The 17,360-nt window shown below is 72.9% G+C and carries 16 protein-coding genes and 1 pseudogene; 6 read left to right on the forward strand and 11 right to left on the reverse strand.

The annotated features are described in order from the left end of the window. Window positions 1–33 precede the first annotated feature (33 nt). Both rph and F8274_RS00365 read right to left on the reverse strand, forming a co-directional pair. Window positions 34–2,631, reverse strand: a complete 2,598-nt coding sequence (gene rph, locus F8274_RS00360) for a rifamycin-inactivating phosphotransferase (RefSeq protein WP_151460240.1) — start codon at window positions 2,629–2,631, stop codon at window positions 34–36. Window positions 2,632–2,792: 161 nt separating this feature from the next. Beyond that, entirely contained in the window at window positions 2,793–3,449 is a 657-nt protein-coding gene (locus tag F8274_RS00365) for an HAD family hydrolase (protein ID WP_151460241.1), read from the reverse strand. Between the two features lie 197 nt (window positions 3,450–3,646). On the opposite strand from F8274_RS00365, the gene F8274_RS00370 reads away from it, so the two are divergent. Then, on the forward strand, window positions 3,647–4,825 hold the full coding sequence (locus F8274_RS00370) for an epoxide hydrolase family protein (protein WP_225853500.1): 1,179 nt from the start codon (window positions 3,647–3,649) through the stop codon (window positions 4,823–4,825). A 6-nt stretch (window positions 4,826–4,831) separates the two neighbouring features. Here F8274_RS00370 and F8274_RS00375 read toward each other — a convergent pair. Then, window positions 4,832–5,526, reverse strand: a pseudogene (locus tag F8274_RS00375) (NADP-dependent oxidoreductase); the annotation flags it as partial. 98 nt (window positions 5,527–5,624) lie between these two features. Between F8274_RS00375 and F8274_RS00380 the strand changes: the two are divergent. Both F8274_RS00380 and F8274_RS00385 read left to right on the forward strand, forming a co-directional pair. Further along, window positions 5,625–6,224: a TetR/AcrR family transcriptional regulator gene (locus tag F8274_RS00380; protein WP_151460243.1), complete on the forward strand. Its 600-nt coding sequence runs from the start codon at window positions 5,625–5,627 to the stop codon at window positions 6,222–6,224. Further along, window positions 6,221–7,165, forward strand: a complete 945-nt coding sequence (locus tag F8274_RS00385) for an aldo/keto reductase (RefSeq protein WP_151460244.1) — start codon at window positions 6,221–6,223, stop codon at window positions 7,163–7,165. The genes F8274_RS00380 and F8274_RS00385 overlap by 4 nt, the downstream gene beginning before the upstream one ends. 93 nt (window positions 7,166–7,258) lie before the next feature. Here F8274_RS00385 and F8274_RS00390 read toward each other — a convergent pair whose 3' ends face one another. The 3 genes from F8274_RS00390 to F8274_RS00400 all read right to left on the reverse strand — a co-directional run bounded on the left by F8274_RS00390 (window position 7,259) and on the right by F8274_RS00400 (window position 9,964). After that, the gene (locus F8274_RS00390; protein ID WP_151460245.1) at window positions 7,259–7,564 is read right to left on the reverse strand and encodes a hypothetical protein; all 306 of its coding nucleotides are present in this window, start codon (window positions 7,562–7,564) and stop codon (window positions 7,259–7,261) included. A gap of 53 nt (window positions 7,565–7,617) precedes the next feature. Further along, window positions 7,618–8,118, reverse strand: coding sequence for an SRPBCC family protein (locus F8274_RS00395; RefSeq protein ID WP_151460246.1), 501 nt, complete (start codon window positions 8,116–8,118; stop codon window positions 7,618–7,620). A gap of 181 nt (window positions 8,119–8,299) precedes the next feature. Beyond that, a complete protein-coding gene (locus F8274_RS00400; RefSeq protein ID WP_151460247.1) occupies window positions 8,300–9,964 on the reverse strand; it encodes a right-handed parallel beta-helix repeat-containing protein in 1,665 nt (554 codons plus the stop codon). Between the two features lie 221 nt (window positions 9,965–10,185). Between F8274_RS00400 and F8274_RS00405 the strand changes: the two genes are divergently transcribed. Next, the gene (locus tag F8274_RS00405; RefSeq protein ID WP_151460248.1) at window positions 10,186–11,478 is read left to right on the forward strand and encodes a cytochrome P450; all 1,293 of its coding nucleotides are present in this window, start codon (window positions 10,186–10,188) and stop codon (window positions 11,476–11,478) included. Here F8274_RS00405 and F8274_RS00410 read toward each other — a convergent pair. After that, a complete protein-coding gene (locus F8274_RS00410) occupies window positions 11,430–12,398 on the reverse strand; it encodes an AraC family transcriptional regulator (protein WP_151460249.1) in 969 nt (322 codons plus the stop codon). The two genes, F8274_RS00405 and F8274_RS00410, sit on opposite strands and share 49 nt — an antisense overlap. A 410-nt stretch (window positions 12,399–12,808) precedes the next feature. Here F8274_RS00410 and F8274_RS31585 point away from each other — a divergent pair, with 410 nt between their 5' ends. Further along, window positions 12,809–13,417: a hypothetical protein gene (locus F8274_RS31585; RefSeq protein WP_225853492.1), complete on the forward strand. Its 609-nt coding sequence runs from the start codon at window positions 12,809–12,811 to the stop codon at window positions 13,415–13,417. A 30-nt stretch (window positions 13,418–13,447) separates the two neighbouring features. Here the strand turns inward: F8274_RS31585 and F8274_RS00420 are convergent, their stop codons facing one another. Continuing rightward, a complete protein-coding gene (locus F8274_RS00420; protein WP_151460250.1) occupies window positions 13,448–13,810 on the reverse strand; it encodes a hypothetical protein in 363 nt (120 codons plus the stop codon). Window positions 13,811–13,952: 142 nt separating this feature from the next. Further along, the gene (locus tag F8274_RS00425; protein WP_225853493.1) at window positions 13,953–14,966 is read right to left on the reverse strand and encodes a DUF5937 family protein; all 1,014 of its coding nucleotides are present in this window, start codon (window positions 14,964–14,966) and stop codon (window positions 13,953–13,955) included. 59 nt (window positions 14,967–15,025) lie between these two features. On the opposite strand from F8274_RS00425, the gene F8274_RS00430 reads away from it, so the two are divergent. Then, the gene (locus tag F8274_RS00430) at window positions 15,026–15,532 is read left to right on the forward strand and encodes a tetratricopeptide repeat protein (RefSeq protein ID WP_151460251.1); all 507 of its coding nucleotides are present in this window, start codon (window positions 15,026–15,028) and stop codon (window positions 15,530–15,532) included. A gap of 46 nt (window positions 15,533–15,578) precedes the next feature. On the opposite strand, the gene F8274_RS00435 is transcribed toward F8274_RS00430, so the two are convergent. Further along, window positions 15,579–16,952, reverse strand: a complete 1,374-nt coding sequence (locus tag F8274_RS00435; RefSeq protein ID WP_151460252.1) for an MFS transporter — start codon at window positions 16,950–16,952, stop codon at window positions 15,579–15,581. Beyond that, window positions 16,949–17,296 carry a nuclear transport factor 2 family protein gene (locus F8274_RS00440; protein ID WP_151460253.1) on the reverse strand — a complete coding sequence of 116 codons (348 nt, stop codon included), beginning with the start codon at window positions 17,294–17,296 and terminating at the stop codon, window positions 16,949–16,951. Before F8274_RS00440 ends, F8274_RS00435 begins: the two co-directional genes overlap by 4 nt. Between the last annotated feature and the right edge of the window lie 64 nt (window positions 17,297–17,360).

The raw sequence follows: 17,360 nt of genomic DNA on the forward strand, positions 1-17,360 counted from the left end.
CCTTGGTCCGATGGGCAGTCCTGCCGTGGTTGATCAGTCCAGGATCTCGACGTAGCCGTCGGTGCCGTGTACGCGGATCCGCTGCCCGTCCCCGATCAGCCTGGTCGCCCGCTCCACGCCGACGACGGAGGGCAGGCCGTACTCCCGGGCGATCACCGCGCCGTGGGTCATGAGGCCGCCCACCTCCGTCACCAGCCCCGCGACCGCGACGAACAGGGGTGACCAGCTCGGATCGGTGTACGCGGTGACCAGGATGTCGCCCGGTTCGAGGTCGGCGTCGGCCAGGTCGAGGACGACCCGGGCCCGCCCCTCGACGACCCCGCCGGAAACCGGAAGGCCGACCAGCGCGCCGGCCGGCACGTCGTCACGTCGGTACGTCCCGGTGATTCCCTCACCCTCCGACGTGAGGACCCGGGGCGGCGTGAGCGCGTGATACGACCGGAACGCGTCCCTCCGCCGGTCGATGAGCTGATCGTCGGCCCGGTGCGTGCGCACGACGTCGTGCAGCTCCTGGAACGTGAGATAGAAGATGTCCTCGCTCTCGCGAAGCACGTTGGCCCGCACGAGGCGTTCGGCCTCCGCCAGCAGGGCCTGCTTGTAGACGTAGTAGCGGCTGATGATGGCGTACTTCGGATACTCCCGGTACCCGATGAAGGTGCGGACGCGGTCGATCATCCGCTTGGTCTCGTCCGCCTTCTGCTCGCCGTCCGGCAGGGCCCGAAGGCGTTCGAGGACCTCCTGTTCCTTCCTCTCCGCCTCCCGGCGCCCCTGCTCGAAGCGCCGCTCGCGAGCGCCCGGCTCGAAGTTCCGGACGTTGTCCAGGATGACGGGCACGAGGGTGCTGGGGCGTTCGCTCCAGCGCGGCCTCGTGATGTCGATCTCGCCGACGCACCGCATGCCGTACCTGTCGAGGAAGGCGTGGATGGCGTCCCGCGCCTCCCGGCCGCCCGGGAGCGTGGCCAGCTCGTCCAGGAAGCCCTCGTCCTCGACCTTCTGGAGGAAGGCCACCACCTCCGCGTGCGGGCGGATGACGTCGGCGACGTCCAGGAGCGCCAGCCCCATCTCCGACGTGACGTTGTGAGGCGCGGACAGGGTGAGCGTGTCAGCGGCGTTCTTCTCGCCCAGCCACGCCTGCAACTGCTCGTTGAGCCACCAGGTGGCCTCCATCCCGGCCATGATCGCCTGCATGCTCCGGGGATCGCCCAGGAGCCGCTTGTGCTCCTGGAACGCCGCCAGGAGGAAGTCGAACAGCGCCGGACCGGATGTCGTGGCGATGTCGCGCCGGAGGTCGGCGAGGGACGCCTGGCTGCGTTCGATCAGGTCGGTGACGATGGCCGGATCGGTCTCGATCGGCGCCGGCGCGCCGCCGGCGCGCGGCGCGGCAGGAGTCGGATCGGGGAGCGACGGGATGAAGTCGCCACGGTCGATGACGGTTTCCAGCGCGTCCCGGACCAGGGGATCGGATCTTCCGGCCATCTCCAGCAGGCCGGCGCGGCTCGACGGCGACGCGAGCGCCCGGGTCGCGTCGACGAACAGCCGCCCACCGGCGGCATACATCGGCGCCATGGCCGTCAGCTGCCACATGGAGAGCCCCAGGGGCTTCATGGGGTCGGTCATCATCTGCTGGTGGCCGACCGAGATGAAGACGTGGTTCTCTCCGTCGCCGATCTCGGGGACGGGGAAGAGCGTGGTGATCGGTCGGCTCTGGACGATCTGGAGGTCGTCGTCGACCAGGCACCATTCGATGTCCTGCGGGTGGCCGAAGTGGGCTTCGATCCGCCGGCCCAGCTCCACCAGCCGGAGGACCTGCGCATCCGTGAGCGCCGGCTGCTCCTGCCGCGCCGGGTCGATCGCCTGCTCCGTCGTCCCGCCGGCCGGTAGGGCGTGGACGGCGAGCCGCTTGGTGGCGATCGCCCGGTCGACGATCGCGCCGTCGCGCACCTTGTAGGCGTCCGCGTTCACCAGCCCGGAGACCAGGGCCTCGCCGAGGCCGAAGCTGGCCTCCACGGAGGCGATCTTCCGGTTGGACGTGACGGGATCGGCCGTGAACAGGATGCCGGACACCTGCGGGAAGACCATCTTCTGCACGACAACGGCCATCTGGACGGTGCGATGGTCGATGCCGTTCCGCAGGCGGTAGACCACGGCCCGCTCGGTGAAGAGCGAGGCCCAGCACCGGCTGACGTGCTGGAGGATCGCGGCCGTCCCGATGACGTTCAGGTAGGTGTCCTGCTGGCCGGCGAAGGAGGCCGTCGGCAGGTCCTCCGCCGTCGCGCTGGACCGGACGGCGTAGGCAGCCCCCTCACCGACCTGGGCGAGAGCCCGGGTGATCCCCGCTGCCACCTCGTCGGGGAGGGCCGTCTCCTCGATGGTCCGGCGGATCTCCGCACTCAGCGCGCGGATCGCGTCCCGGTCGTCCGGCTTCAGGCGCGACAGCTGGTCGAGCCGGTCGTCGATCGACGGCGCCTCGGCCATGATCCGCCGGAAGGCGTCCGTCGTGACGCAGAAGCCGGGCGGTACGCGGATGCCGTCGATCCGCGTCAGCGCGCCGAGATGCGCGCCCTTCCCGCCGACGATCGCGATCTGCCGCTCGTCGACCTCATGGAGGCCCCACACGTACTGCTCGGTCATCGCGGTCGTGCCCCATTTCTTCGTCCGTTCCTGGGTCCGGCCGACGATTCTGCGGCACCACCCGGGTCTTGCGGCAAGGCCCCCGGTCCGATATACATTAAAGTGGGACGAAGTTCTCGCGGTTGTTCTGGGCCGCAATTCCTTTCCCAACCATCGGCGAATCAGCCGCCTGCTGCGTTGTGCTTGGCCACCAGGCTCGGGAGTTCGTCCAGCGCGCCGATGCGGAACAGGCACCGCTCCGCGACGGCGGGCAGGTCGAGGATGTGACCCCACGGACCGCGCCGGATCAGGCACGCCTGCATGCCGGCCGCCAGGGCCGGGCGTGCGTCGTTGTCGGGCCGATCGCCGACGTACAGGATCGACGAGGCGTCGCCACCCCCGGCACGGATGACGTGCTCGAAGAAGGCCGGTGACGGCTTCGCCACGCCCCAGCCGTGCGACGTGCCGATCACATCCACGGGCAGGTCGAGAGCGCGGAGGATCGCCTCGGCATGAGCCGGCTGGTTGCCGGCCAGGCCCACGAGCAGGCCCTGGTCCTTCAGGGATGCCAGGCACGACCGCGCGTCGAGGTAGAGATCCTCCTCGCCGAACGTCTCGGGTATGCCGGCGGCTGCGCGGCGTTCGAGTTCGACCGTGAGGTCGAAATCGGGGCGGAAGACCCGGAACGGTTCCTGCCAGTCCAGGCCCCGGGCGATCGCCGCACCGAAGACCGCCGAGAACGTGTGCCGTGGAATGCCGAACCAGTCCGCCCAGGATCCGAACTCGCGGGACTCGTCGAGAATCGTCCCGCCGACATCGAAAAACACCGCGTCGATCACCGCGTTCCTCCGTCACCGTCGCGCCTCCAGTGGATCATAGACGGGGTGCCCGAACCTCATTCATGATCGTCAAGGCGGCCGAACGGACGTCGGTACGCGTGCGCGGTGACGGATGTCCCGGCGAGCCGCCCGAGGGAGAGCGGCCCCTCGGGCGAGTCCTAGACTGCGCCGACGTGACCACATCACCGGAGGAGTGCATCCGGCCGTTCCGCGTGGCGATCCCGGACAGCGACCTGGACGACCTGTGGCGGCGCCTCGACCACACACGCTGGCCGGACGAACTGCCCGATGTCGGCTGGGCCTACGGCGTCCCCCGGGACTACCTGCGCGAGCTCGCGCACCACTGGCGGCACAGGTACGACTGGCGAGCGGCGGAGGCCCGCCTGAACCAGTGGCCGCAGTTCAAGACCTCCATCGACGGCGCGGACATCCACTTCGCGCACATCCGCTCCCCGGAACCGGATGCCACGCCCCTGATCATCACGCACGGCTGGCCCGGATCCATAGTGGAGTTCGAGCGGATCGCGGGCCCGCTCACCGATCCCCGAGCACACGGCGCCGACCCGGCCGACGCCTTCCACCTGGTCCTGCCCAGCATCCCCGGCTTCGGGTTCTCCGGCCCCGCCCGTGCGACGGGCTGGGAGTACCGCCGTGTCGCGGCTGCCTTCGCCGAGCTGATGCGCCGCCTGGGTTACCACCGCTACGGAGTCCAGGGCGGCGACTGGGGAGCTGTCATCTCCCGGGAACTCGGGCGTGTCCGCCCCGACAACGTCATCGGCGTCCACCTGAACCTGATCCCCGGTGCCGGCGCCGCGGCCGAGCCGAGCCAGGAGGAACTCGCCGGCCTCAGCCCCGCGGAACGGGAGCGGACCTGGGCCTCCTGGGAGCGGATGCGGGCGTGGAACCGCGACAAGCAGGGCTATGCCGACATCCAGTCCACCCGGCCACAGACCCTCGCGTACGCGCTGACCGACTCGCCGGTCGGCCAGCTCGCCTGGATCGCCGAGAAGTTCAAGGAGTGGACCGACTCCGCCGACCGGCCGGAGGACGCCGTCGACCGCGACCACCTGCTCACCAACGTCATGCTGTACTGGCTCACCGGGACGGCGGGTTCGTCCGCGCGCATCTACTACGAGCGCGCCCACGCGCCCTACTGGGGCGAGCCGCCCGAGCCCTCACCGGCCCCCACCGCGTTCGCCTCGTTCCCGCGGGAGAACTTCCTCGTGCTGCGCCACATCGCCGAACGCAGCAACAACATCGTCCGCTGGACGGAGTTCGACCGGGGAGGCCACTTCGCCGCCATGGAGGAGCCGGACCTGCTCGTCGGCGACATCCGCGCCTTCTTCCGGGACCTGCGCGCCCTGGGTCCGTCCTGAGGCGACAATCGGCGCCAGGACCAGCTTGCCGCGGACATGCCCCGTCTCGCTGTGGCGATGGGCGGCGGCCGCGTCGGTCAACGGATAGGCGCGGGCCACGAACACCGTGATCGTGCCGGCCGCCACCAGCGCCGCGACCTCGGTCAGGATGCCGGCCCTGTCGTCGGGCTCGCCGTACGCGAACCGCGCACCCAGTGACTCCCCCGACGGGTCGGCCAGGCTGATCACCCGGTCGGGGTTCCCGGTCAGCTCCACCAGGGCTCGCAGGGAACCCCGGCCCGCCGCGTCCAGGGCGGCGTCCACACCGTGCCGCGCACGGGCAGGGCGGCCGCCACCTCCCACGGCATTCCCGCGGGCTTCGCGGCCAGGGCGTCGAGGTCCGCCAGCGCCAGCTCAGCGTAACTTCCGGTGACCGCCTTGCCGAAGACCTCGTCACCGACCGCGAAGCCGGTCACGCCGGGCCCGACCTGTTCGACGACGCCGGCCACGTCGACACCGGGAACGGCCGGGAGGCGCACCGGCATCATCTCGGCCAAGGCGCCACTTCGGATCTTCCAGTCGATCGGGTTGACGCCGGCGGCGCGGACCGCGATGCGGACCTGTCCCGGGCCGGGCCCGGGCACCGCGTGATCGACCATCCGCAGGACGTCGGCGTCGCCGTACGTCGAGAACGCGACAGCCCGACAGCAGCGATCATGCATGGTTCCTACTCCTCCTGTCCGGCGGGCCCGGACGGGAACCGGTCCGCCGGTCCGGTCCAATATGGTCCGGCGGTCCGCTTAGGCAAGGAGGTGAGGCGGTGGGCGAACGAGCCGATGCCGCCCGTAACCGGGCGGCCATCCTGGACGCCGCCGAGTCGCTGTTCCAACGCGCGGACCTGGACCACGTCAGCCTGGAGCGCATCGCCCAGGTCGCCGGCGTGGGCAAGGCCACGGTCCTGCGCCGCTTCGGCGACCTCCTGGGACTGGTCGACGCGCTCATCGCGCCACGTGTCGCCGCCCTGCAGGACCGCGTGCGATCGGGCGAACCCCCGCTCGGGCCCGGAGGGGATCCCGTCGCGCGCCTCCACGCCTACCTCGATGCGCTGCTCGACTTCGTCCTGGACAGTCGCACGCTCATCCGCGCGCTGGAGCACTACGGCCCGTACGCCTACTACGCCAATCCCGCCAGCCAGTTCTGGATCGGGGAACTCACTGACCGGATCCGCGCGGCACGGCCCACCGTCGACGCCGGATACCTCGCCCACGCCGTCTTCACCGCACTCCGCGCCGACGTCGTCGACTATCTCCAGCAGCACCGACACATGGACGCCGAACGGATCCGCGCAGGCGTGCACTCCCTCGCGGACCCGCGCCTGACCGACCCCCCGGCTCGACCCGACGAAAGGAACCCAGCATGACCGTGAACCTCGCCCTCGGGACGATGCGCTTCGGCAGCGACGTGGACGAGCGGACCGCGTTCGACCTGCTCGACCGGTTCGTCGACGCGGGCGGCACGATGATCGACACCGCGAACTGCTACGCGTTCTGGTCCGATCCCGACGGGGCCGGCGGGCACAGCGAACGAGTGATCGGCGAATGGCTCTCCAGGCGACCCGGTGCCCGCAACCGGGTGCGGCTCAGCACCAAGGTGGGCGCTCAGCCGATCGGCGCGGGCCAGTGGCCGGCCAACCGGGAAGGGCTTTCGGCCCCGGCGATCCAGACGGCGGTCGAGGGCAGCCTCCAGCGCCTGCGTACCGATCACGTCGACCTGTACTGGACGCACATGGAGGATCGGTCGGCGCCGCTGGAGGAGACGGGGTACGCGCTGGCGCAGCTCGTCAAGTCCGGCGCCGTGTGCCGCCTCGGCGCGTCCAACCACGCTCTCTGGCGGGTGGAGCGCGCCCGCGGCGTCGCCCGGGACAACGGCTGGCCCGGCTACACCGCGCTGCAGTTGCGGCACTCGTACGTCACGCCGCGCCCGGGCGCGGCCGTTCCCGACCAGGGCCACCGCTTCGGTTGGGTGACGGACGACGTCCTCGACTACGTCAGCTCGGATCGCGAACTCGCCCTCTGGGCGTACACCCCGCTGCTCAACGGCTCCTACACCCGCGAGGATCGTCCCCTTCCCGAGGCCTACGACCACCCGGGAACGGCCCGGCGGCTGGCCGTGCTCAGCGAGGTGGCCGGCGAGCTCGGCGTGACCCGCAACCAGGTCGTGCTCGCCTGGCTGACGGGCGGCGTTCCCGCGGTGACGCCGATCGTCGGTGCCAGCAGCGTCGCCCAGCTGGAGGAGGCACTGAACGGCGCCGCCCTGGTGCTTCCCGAGGAGGTACGAACGCGGCTGGACGCGACCGCCTGAACGCACCGGCGCTCCGGGCCGACGGGTGAACTCGCTGGCACGGTGATGTGATCACGGGCGGCGCAGGACGAGGCCGCGAGGACGGGTGGGCTGCTAACGCGGGGCGTGGCGGTCCGCTGCCGCGTACGAGGCGGCCGCGGTGAGCGCGGAGACGATCAGCACGGAGGGCCAGGCGCCGATGCGCCTGGCCAGCGGGTGCGACAGGCCGAAGGCCCCGGCGTAGGTCGCGAGCAGGGCGGCGGTCACGGCGGGGCTGGTCCGCCGGGCCCACTCGCGTCCCGCCAGCACACCGCCCGCGGCGAGGACCACACCGCCGAGGGAACGGTTGCCGGTCCGGCGGGCGAGCTGCCAGCCGCCGATGAGGGACCCGGCGGTGGTCAGTGCGGTGGGGAGGCCCATTGCCCGACCGTACACCGCTGAGCGCCGCCCCGGTCCGGGCTCGGGCCGCCCGGTCAACCGGCGGGCGTCGAGGCCCGGGACGTCGACGCGGCCAGCTCGGCCAGGTGGTGCAGCGAGTTGGTGAGATGGTCTGGGGCGAACGGCGGGAACTGGATGTACCGCCGGATGGACTGCGGCACCGCCGACCAGTCGTAGGTCAGCGTGACCGCCGTCTGCGACGGACCGAGCGGCGCGAGGTCGTAACGCCACATCCAGCCGCCGAACTCCAGGTGGCCGCCGTCCTTCTCCTGCCCCGTCAGCCAGCCGATGGCGCGGGGCGGGTCGAGGACCTCGACCCTGTTGGCCACCCGGTAGTCACCGTCGGGATGGTTGGCGTGGTACATGTCCATCCGGAAGATCTGCCCCACCTCGGTCAGCGGCGCCCGGTCGACGGGCTCCTGAACCCAGCCGGTGCCGTCGATCGCGGCATGGGTCGTCGGGTCCGCCAGCACCGCGAAGACCCTCGCGGCGGGCACGGCGACAGTCAGGGTGGCGCTCACGTTCTCCTGGTCCACGGTGCCTGCTCCTTCGTCATCTCATCCCGGGCTCCCGCCGGGGTGCGGAAGGGGGACGTTCCCGACATGCAGACGACGCGCCGGGCCGGAACTCATCGGTCGTGTGGGCGGGACAGCACCCGCGCCACCGTACTCCGGCGGGCCGGCCGCGCCACCCGCTCACCGGGGCGCCGCCGCGCGGTCACTGGTCGCCGTGGTTGCCGGCCCAGTGGCCGCCGACCGCCGGGGTGTCGGCCCGGATCGCCGTGCGGTTGCCGTCCAGGTCGTTCTCGACCACCCGGCAGTTGAGGCAGCTGCCCCGCTCGGTGATCCAGATCCCGCTGAGCTGGGTGCCCGAGCTGGTGTCGCGGATGAGGTTGCCGCGGATGGTGACCGAGTCGGAGGCGGCGTTGATGGTGATGCCGCCGCGGCCCGCGGGGGCGGCCGGCAGCTCGTACGGCGTCTTGGGCGGGGGAGTGTCCGCGCTCCACGAGGTGTCGATGCCCGGTCGGTTGGGGGCGAGGGTGAGGCTCGTGGCGTCGTTGGCGGCGACGACGGCGTACCGGCTGCCGACGCGGAGGACCTTGCCGCGGTGGCCGTCGGCCGGCCAGTTCGCGCGCTGGTCGATGAGGTGGTTCTCCGTGTAGCGGACCGACTCGCCGCCGCCGGTGGCGGCGGGTGCGCACTGGCGTCCGTTGTTGCGGATGCGGTTGTTGATGATGACGGCGTCCCGCAGGGGCCGGTCGAAACGGATGCCGTCGAGGCTGTTGCCCCAGATGTCGTTGCTCTCGATGACGATCTCCTCGGCGGCCGGCTGGTCGCTCTCGCCGAGGTCCTGGTGGTGGTAGCCGTACCGGCCGTTGCCGCTGATCCGGTTGCCGCGCACGGTGTACGGGCCGGCGGTGTTGCCGATGCTCACCCCGTCGCGGAGGTTCCCGTCGATCAGGCAGTCGGTGAGCAGGCCCCCCTTGCCGGGGATCCCGGTGGTGCCCTTCGCCGAGACCTGGAAGCCGGCCTCCAGGTTCCCGACCATCGTGCACCCGGTGACGATGAGCCCGTCGACGCCCCAGTCGGAGATGCCGAACCGGTTGCCCTCGGCGTGGCACCCGACGATCCGGATGCCGCGCGGCGGCGGCCGGTCGGAGTTCTGCATCTCCAGGAAGATGCCGTTGGTCGCGTTGCCCACGGCCACGCAGTTGGCGACGGTCAACCGCTCCACCGGGCCCCAACCGCCGACGCCGATGCCGATGCCGGCGCCGCCCATCTCCAGGCCGTTGTCCATCCGGCCGCACTCGAGCACGCGGACTGCCTGGACCAGGGTGTCCTGCAGGAAGTCGCAGCCGAGGCCGGTGGCGGCGGTGTGGTGGATGAACAGGTTCCGGAACAGCCCACCGTTCACATACTGCAACCCCAGCCCCTTGGCCAGCGGGTCGTACTCCGCCGACGCCACCCCCGATCCGTCGATCTCGAAGTCCGCGAACGTGCAGTAGGCCAGGGGTCGGTCCGGACTCGCCCCGTGCTCCCGGGCGGTGTAGAAGGCCAGCGGCACCGGCTGGGCCCGGTTGGCGTCGTTGCTCAGCAGGAACCGGGTGGCGCCCGGTCCCGCCCCCATCAGCGACACCCCGCTACGCCAGACGGTGCCGGCGTCGCGGATCGCGTACACGCCGGGCGGGCAGTAGATCACGCGGGCGCGCCCGTCCGCGGCGTACGCGTCGCCGAGCCGGTCGACCAGCGCGGCGAGCGCCGGCTGGTCGTTGCTGGTGCCGTCACCGGTCAGGCCGTGGTCGCGGGCGTCGCAGAGCAGCGGCGCCCCGGCCACGGCGTACGGGCGCACGCCGGACGCGGCGGGCGTCACCTGATCCGACACGGCATCCCCTCCTCGGGGCGGCGGCCCGACCGGCGGGCGTGCGGCGGCTCGACCCCGGTCCGCCGCGCCTGGGCCGCCACGTGACCGGGCCTGCCGTCACCGTACGTCGGCCACCCTCCCCCGCAGGGCCAGATCGGTGAGGTCGCCCGGGGGCCCGCCGGGGCGCTCCGGCGGGCCCGGGGGAGGGGTTTCGTGCCCGGCGCAGGGGGCACCTCACGCTCATGGCGACCCAGCGCGGACCGTATCTGGACGACAGCCTCGGGCTGATGCTCAACGGCTACGCCTGGCTGCCCGGGCTGTGGCGCCGTGGCGGCGGCCGTGCCGTGCGTACCCGGGTGATGGGCCAGCCGGCGGTCGCGCTGCGCGGGCCGGACGCGGTGCGGTTCTTCTACGACGAGCGGCATGTGCGACGGCACTCGGCCATCCCCGAGCCGGTGGAGGGGACGCTGTTCGGTCACGGGGCCGTCCACACCCTCGACGGCGCGGACCACCGCCACCGCAAGGCGCTGTTCCGGTCCCTGCTCACCGATCCGCGCCGGGTCGGTGAGCTGGTCGACCACGTGGCGGCGGCGTGGGACGAGGCGATCGCGACGGCCGGCGACGGCCGGCGGGTCGTGCTGTTCGACGAGGCCAGCCGGGTGATCACCAAGGGGGTCTGCGCCTGGGCCGGAATCCCGCTGGACCGTGCCGAGGTGGCGCCCGTGGCCCGTGACCTGGTCGCCCTGGTCGACGGTTTCGCCACCCTGGGCCCGCGGCACTGGCGGGCACGGCGCGCCCGGGGCCGGCGGGAGAGGTGGCTCGCGGCGCTCATCGACCAGGTCCGCGCGGGGGCCGTCTCCGCCACGCCGGGGTCGGCACTGGAAGCGGTGGCCCGTCACCGCCAGCGCGGCGGTCAGCCGATGGACGTCGACCTCGCCGCCGTGGAACTGCTCAACATCATCCGCCCCACCGTCGCGGTGTCCTGGTTCGTGGCGTTCACGGCACACGCGCTGCACCGCTGGCCCGGGCAGCGCGACCGGCTGCGCGCCGGGGACACCGGCTACGCGGTGGCGTTCGCCCACGAGGTACGCCGCTTCTACCCGTTCGCGCCGTTCGTCGGCGCCCGGGCGGTCACCGACCTGACCTGGCAGGGCCAGCACATTCCCGCCGGGTCGCTCGTCCTGCTCGACATCTACGGCCAGAACCACGACGCGCGGCTGTGGCCGGAGCCGTACCGCTTCGACCCGGGGCGTTTCGTCGGCCGCGCTCCCGACCCGTACGAGCTGATCCCGCAGGGCGGGGCCGACCCGGCCACGGGGCACCGCTGCCCCGGTGAGGACGTCACGGTGGCCCTGCTGGCGGCCTTCGCCGGCTGGCTGGCGCGCCTGGACTACACGGTGCCGGAGCAGGACCTCACGATCTCGCTGCGCCGCATCCCGGCGCTGCCCCGCAGCCGGTTCGTCCTGTCCGCGGCGGCATCTCCCGCTCAGGTGTGCAGGGTCCGGCTCGGCGGAACGCCGAAGACGGCGCGGTAGTGGGCGGCGAACCGGCTGTGGCTTGGGAAGCCCCAGCGGCTGGCGATGCGGCTCACCGTCTCCCGCCGTGGGTCCGCCTGTCGTAGCTCGTGGTGTGCCCGTTCCAGACGGATCCGGCGCAACTGGGCCATCGGGGTGCTGTCCAGGTGACGCCGGAACGCCAACTGCAGGGCGCGGATCGAGACGGCGGCGGCAGCGGCGACATCGGCGGGGCTGATGTCCTGCTCGGCGTGTTCCTCCATGAACGCGATCGCCCGACGGACGGTGGGCACCACGGCGTCGCGGCGGTCCTGTGCGGTGGGCTCGGTCAGCGCCGTGTTGGGGAACACGGCCAGGGCGGCGGCGGCCAGCGTACGCGCCGCAGCGCCGATGACGAGGGGTTCTCTGCTGGCCTCGGAGTTGCCGAGCACGGCCAGGCGGACATAGTGGGCGGTGGCCCGCCAGTGCTCCGCGAGGGCGGGGGAGGCGGGTTCGAGCGCGGTGAAGTGGATCGCCGCGAGCCGCCGCCGCACGTCGGGGCGGGCCACCTGGGTGAACAGGTGGGTGTCCAACTGGAGCAGGACCACTTCGCCGGGCTGCCAGCGCAGCCGGCACCGGCGGCCCGGTGGCGCGGCGACGAAGATGTCGCCGGGAACGTACTCGCCCTGCTCGCCGTCACAGCTGCGGCTCACCCTGCTGGTCGCGGATTCGCAGACGACCAGGGAGCTGATCTCCTCGACGGCGACCCGCAGGTCCGTGGACTGGGCGAGCCGGTCGGCTTGGAACCGGCCGGCCTGCACCCGTCGGTGGCGCAGGTGGTAGTCGCGGTCGCCGCTGCTGATGCGCAGGCCGCGGGTCCCGTACGCGCCGGCGAGGTAGTCGCGGATGCGCTGCGGGTCGCGGCTGTCGAAGCGGTGGCTGATGGGACCGTCGGCGCTCAACCGTCCTCCATGGGCTGACCGATGGTGGGAAGGAGCCGCCGTGTGCGGTGCCGGAAGGAGCGCTGGGGTGGACGGGCGGCCGGAGTCACGAGGGGCGGTGGACGGTGGTCCGGCCGCCGGGACAAGCTGTTCCGAGGTTCGCTCGGTCGATGCTATTCCCGAACCCGGGGATCGCGCTGCCACGTGTCCCGTCCATGGAACTTGCGCGGAGCGATCAGGAATCCGCGTTCCTCTGCGCTGGACGGCATAGTCCGGTGGTGGATGGTCGGGAAGAGTGGTCCCCGGTGTGGTCGCGCTCAACCTGTGGGGGCGCTTGTCGCGACGCGTCCTCCGCTAGCCCGTCGCCGCGATGCGGCGGGGAGGGAGTGGTGGTGGAGGAAACCGATGCCCGGAAAGTGACGTCGGCGGTCGTGACCGAGACCCTGCGTCGGATCGACGGGGACCCGAGCCTCGCGGGCCGTTTCGACGGCCACCGGGAGGCCCTGGACGGGTGCCTGCGCGAGCTTCTGCGGGAGGTGCTGGCGGGCCGTCCCGGCGCGGAACCCGTGCTGCTCGTGCAGCTTCACCGGCGGCTGCGGGTGACCCCGGACGAGTTCGACGCGTTCGGGCACCATCTGCTCACCGCGGCGCTCGCCCGGCAGGTGGGGCCGGCGGCGCTGGTCCGGGTCGGTGCCGCGCTCACGACGGCCCGCCGCCGGCTGGTGGAGGAGCCACCCGTCGCCGGCGGCGCGTCGCGGCGGGACGCACGCGCCCGCAACGGCGCGTCCCGTCGCTACCGGAGCTCCGGCCCGCCCGCGCACCTGCCCCGGCCACCGGACTGGCGGTGCAGCGGGTGCGGCCACGAATGGCCCTGCCCCACGAAACAGAGCCAACTGCTGGCGGAGTTCGGCGGGACGACGGCCGGACTGGCCGTCTACCTGGGAACCTGTCTGGTCGCCGCCACCCGGGACCTCCCGGCCCTGCCCCTGGCGCAGGCCAGGGCCCGCTTCCTGGGGTGGCTGCCCCGCAGCCGGTACTGAACCGTCCCCCAGACCGGTCGGACCTCGTGCTCAGGACCGCCGGCCGCGCGTGCGCAGCGCGTCCTCCGAGCGGACGTCGATGTCCGCGTCGTCGGGGAACGACCGCCGCGTCGGCGCCGGGTCCGGGGGCGCGCCGGGACCGGCCATCGGCGTACGGGTGGGTTCGACCCGCCCGAACCCGTGCCGGCCCTCGCGGCCGGTCGGCGCGGCCGGCGCGTCGGCGCGTCGCTCGCCGCGCCGTCCCTCGGGTACGGCCGTCTCCTCGCTGCCCTCGTCCATCGGATCGTGCTCGCCCGCGCCCCAGGGCGGTTCCGCGTCGAAGCCGTCCCGGGTGACCCACGGGGTCGCCGCCTCCGGCTGCTGCCTGTCGCCCCGCCCGCTGCTGCCCGTCATCGCGCACCTCGCTGGTCTCGTCCGGCCGGTACCCGGGTCGAATGCCCGCCCCGGTCGACGTCATTCCCCGGACCGCAGGTCATCCGCTGTGCTGGTTCGTCCGGTCATGCGCCCGGTGCGCCGATTCGCGGACGCGACGCCGTCAGGTTCCGGCTGCGGGGAGGGTCCCGCTGAGCAGCGCCGTGCCGAGCGCCGTGCGGCGGTAACGGATCTCGTGCCCGTGGCGTTCGCCCACCACCAGCCCGGCCTCGCGGAGCACGGTCAGATGCTGTGAGACGGTGCCGGCAGCCAGGGCGTGGCGGTGGGCCAGGACGGTCGTGCTGACGGGCTCGGTCAGCCCGGCCAGCAGGGTCGCGCGGCTGCGCCCCAGGAGGCGGCCCGCGGCCGCCAGCTCCGGCGTCCGCGTCGACTGCCACAGGGTGCCCAGGCCGCGCGCCGGATAGATCACGGTGGGTTGCCACGGCTCGTCGAGGATCACCAGGACCTGGTCGAACTTGAACGCGCTCGGGATCAGCAGCAGGCCCTCGCCGGCGAGCCGGCGGTCCTCGTGGTCACCGCGGTCGCGGGTGAGGACGCCGTCGTGCCAGCGCAACTGGGGATGCAGTTCGGCGAAGAGGCGGTCCAGGCCGCCCTCGGCGAGCCGGCGGCTCTGGTGGACCACGTCGGCGTCGAGCAGGGCGCGGACGTTCGGCCACACCGGCCGGATCACCTGGTCCCACACGTCCCGGATCACCCCGGTGAGCAGGCGCAGCGCGTCGGCCGGGTCGGCCAGCAGCCGGCGGCCCACCGCGGTGCGCGCCGCGCCCCGGGTCGCGCGCAGCGAGCGGGCGATCTCCGCGGCCACCCGGTCGAGCGGCGTCGCCTCGATGCGGGCCAGTTCTTCCTCGAAGCGGGGGCGCGCGGTGGTCGGCGGCGGGGACAGGAAGTCCGGGCTGTAACCGCGGCGGGGTTGCAGCAGCGTGACCGGGCGCAGGTCCAGCGCGTCCAGACGGTCCCTCATGGCGTGGAGAAAGCCCTGGTGATAGCCGGGGGCGTCCTCGGGCGTGGTGAGGCGGATGGCCTCGATCGTCTCCAGCACCGGCGAGATGGCGAAGCGGCAGCGCATCAGGTCGGCCGGGCTGAACCGCAGCGTGATCGCCATGTCCGCCCCCTCCATGATTCGGTCCTGGCCGAATCACTGGCGCCACCCTACCGGCTCCGGCCACCATCGCCGCCATGACGACATCACCGGACTGGGAACGACGCAGCGCGGAGCTGTGGGCCGCCATCGACGACCACGAACCCGAGGAGTTCCGCAAACGCGTCGACGCGCTCGCCGCGGAGCTGCCGGACGGCGATCCGGTGGCCGCGTTCGAACGCGCCTGCGCCTTCGACTCCACCGGCCACTCCGACCGGGCCGTGCCGCTGTACCGGGCCGCGCTGGCCGGCGGCATCACCGGCATCCGCCGCCGGCGTTCGGTCATCCAGCTGGCCAGCTCCCTGCGCAACGTGGGCCGGGCCGCGGAGGCGGTCGAACTGCTGACGGCCGAGCGGCGGCAGCCCGCCGACGAGCTCGACGACGCGGTCAGCGCCGCGCTGGCCCTGGCGTTGACCAGCGTGGGCCGTGAGCGTGAGGCGGTCGCCGTCGCGGTTGCCGCGCTGGCCCCGCATCTGCCCCGCTACCAGCGTTCCATGGCCAACTACGCCCGCCTGCTGGTCGAGCCCGAGGAGACGGAGAGCTAGCCGGCGCCGGCCGCCGTCCTGCGGGACGGCGGCCGGGTGTCCGGCGTCATCGTCTCGGCAGCAGTTGGATGATCGCGGCCAGCGCGAGTTCCAGCACGACGAGCGCGACCAGCCCGGCACGGAACCCGCCGGTCAGATCGGCGGCCTCGTAGAAGACGATGCCGATCAGGGCCACCCCGACCGCGTTGCCGGTCTGGTTGACCGTGGCGAGCACGCCGGCGGCGGCGCCGGTGTGCGCCGGGCTGACCCGGGCGAGCACGGTGGTGGTGAGCGGCGCGAGCGCGATGCCCATGCCGACGCCGTCCACGGCGAGCCCCGGCACGAGCCAAGCGGTGCCGTGCCCGGCCGCCTCCCACATCCCGTACAGGCCCACGACCATCACCAGCGCGCCGACCGTGACCACCTGGCGGCCGAGCCGGGCGGCGATCCGGTGCGCGTACGTCGAGGTGGCCAGGTAGCCGGCGCCGATCGCGGTGAAGACGACGCCCGACTCCAGCGCCGACAGGCCCCGCTCCACCTGCAGGTAGAGGGCCAGGATGAGGAAGAACGACGCCTGCCCCATCCAGAACACCTGGGTCGCCACCAGCCCCACCGAGAACGCCCGCTCGCGGAACAGCGCCAGATGCACGAGGGGTTGCCGGCCGCGCCGCTGGGTCGTCACGAAGAGCGCGAACAGCAGCACCGAGGCGGCCAGGCTCAGCCACGTCCACAGCGGCCAGCCCTGCTCGCGCCCTTCCACCAGCGGCAGCACCAGCGCCACCAGCGCCGCGCTGACCAGCACCACGCCGGCCAGGTCGAGCCGGGTCGCCGGGTGGCGGGACTCGGGCACCCGGCGGAGCAGGGCCAGTGCGGCCACGCCGATCGGCAGGTTGATCAGGAAGCACAGCCGCCAGTCCAGGCCGAACAGGTCGGCCTCGATGAGCAGGCCGCCGATCAACTGCCCGAGGACGGCGCCCAGACCCATCGTCAGGCCGTACCGGGCGAACGCCTTCGGCTGCTCGGCGGGCGCGACGCTGGTCCGCACGATGGCCAGCACCTGCGGCATGAGCAGCGCCGCCGCGAGCCCCTGCAGCACCCGGGCGCCGAGCAGGACGCCCGCGGTGGGCGCCAGCCCGCAGAGCACCGAGGCGGCGGTGAACAGCGCGAGGCCGAGCCCGAAGATCCGGCGGCGACCGTACCGGTCACCCAGCCGGCCGCCGGTGATCAGGCCGGCGGCCACCGCGAGGACGTAGCCGGCGACCACCCACTCCAGGGCGGCCGGGCCGGCGTGCAGGTCGCGTTGCATCGCCGGCAGCGCCACGTTGACGATGAACGCGTCGATCGCGGTCATGAACGTCGAGATCAGCAGCACCGGCAGGAACCCGCCGGGCCGAGCGGCCGGTGCGGTGACCCGCACCGGCCGCTCGCTCAGGACGGTCATGCCGGCACCCGGTCCAGGAAGCCGTGCACGGTGGCGATCCGGCCGTCGACGATGACCGCGACGTCGAAGCCGACGACGATCGGCTCGGCGCCGGGCGGGCCGAGGTGCCAGGTGAACCGGGCCAGGTCGTGGTGCGCGTCGACCGGGCCGGCCAGGCGGAACTCCAGGCCGGGGAACTGCTGCTGCACGGCGCCGATCAGCGCGTCGATCTGGTCGCGCCCGGCGACGGCGGCCAGCGGGTCGGTGTACGTCCCGTCGGCGGTCCAGACCTCGTCGACGAGGGCTCGGCGGGCGGCGGGGTCGGCGGTGTTCCAGGCGGCGAGGTACGTCTCGATGAGTTCCATGGCCACGACGCTAGGGACGATCCGGCGCCCGGGAATCGGTAGCGCTTAGGTACTGCGTACCTGT

Source organism: Micromonospora sp. AMSO31t, from assembly GCF_008868175.1.
In the GTDB taxonomy this organism is placed as follows: domain Bacteria; phylum Actinomycetota; class Actinomycetes; order Mycobacteriales; family Micromonosporaceae; genus Micromonospora.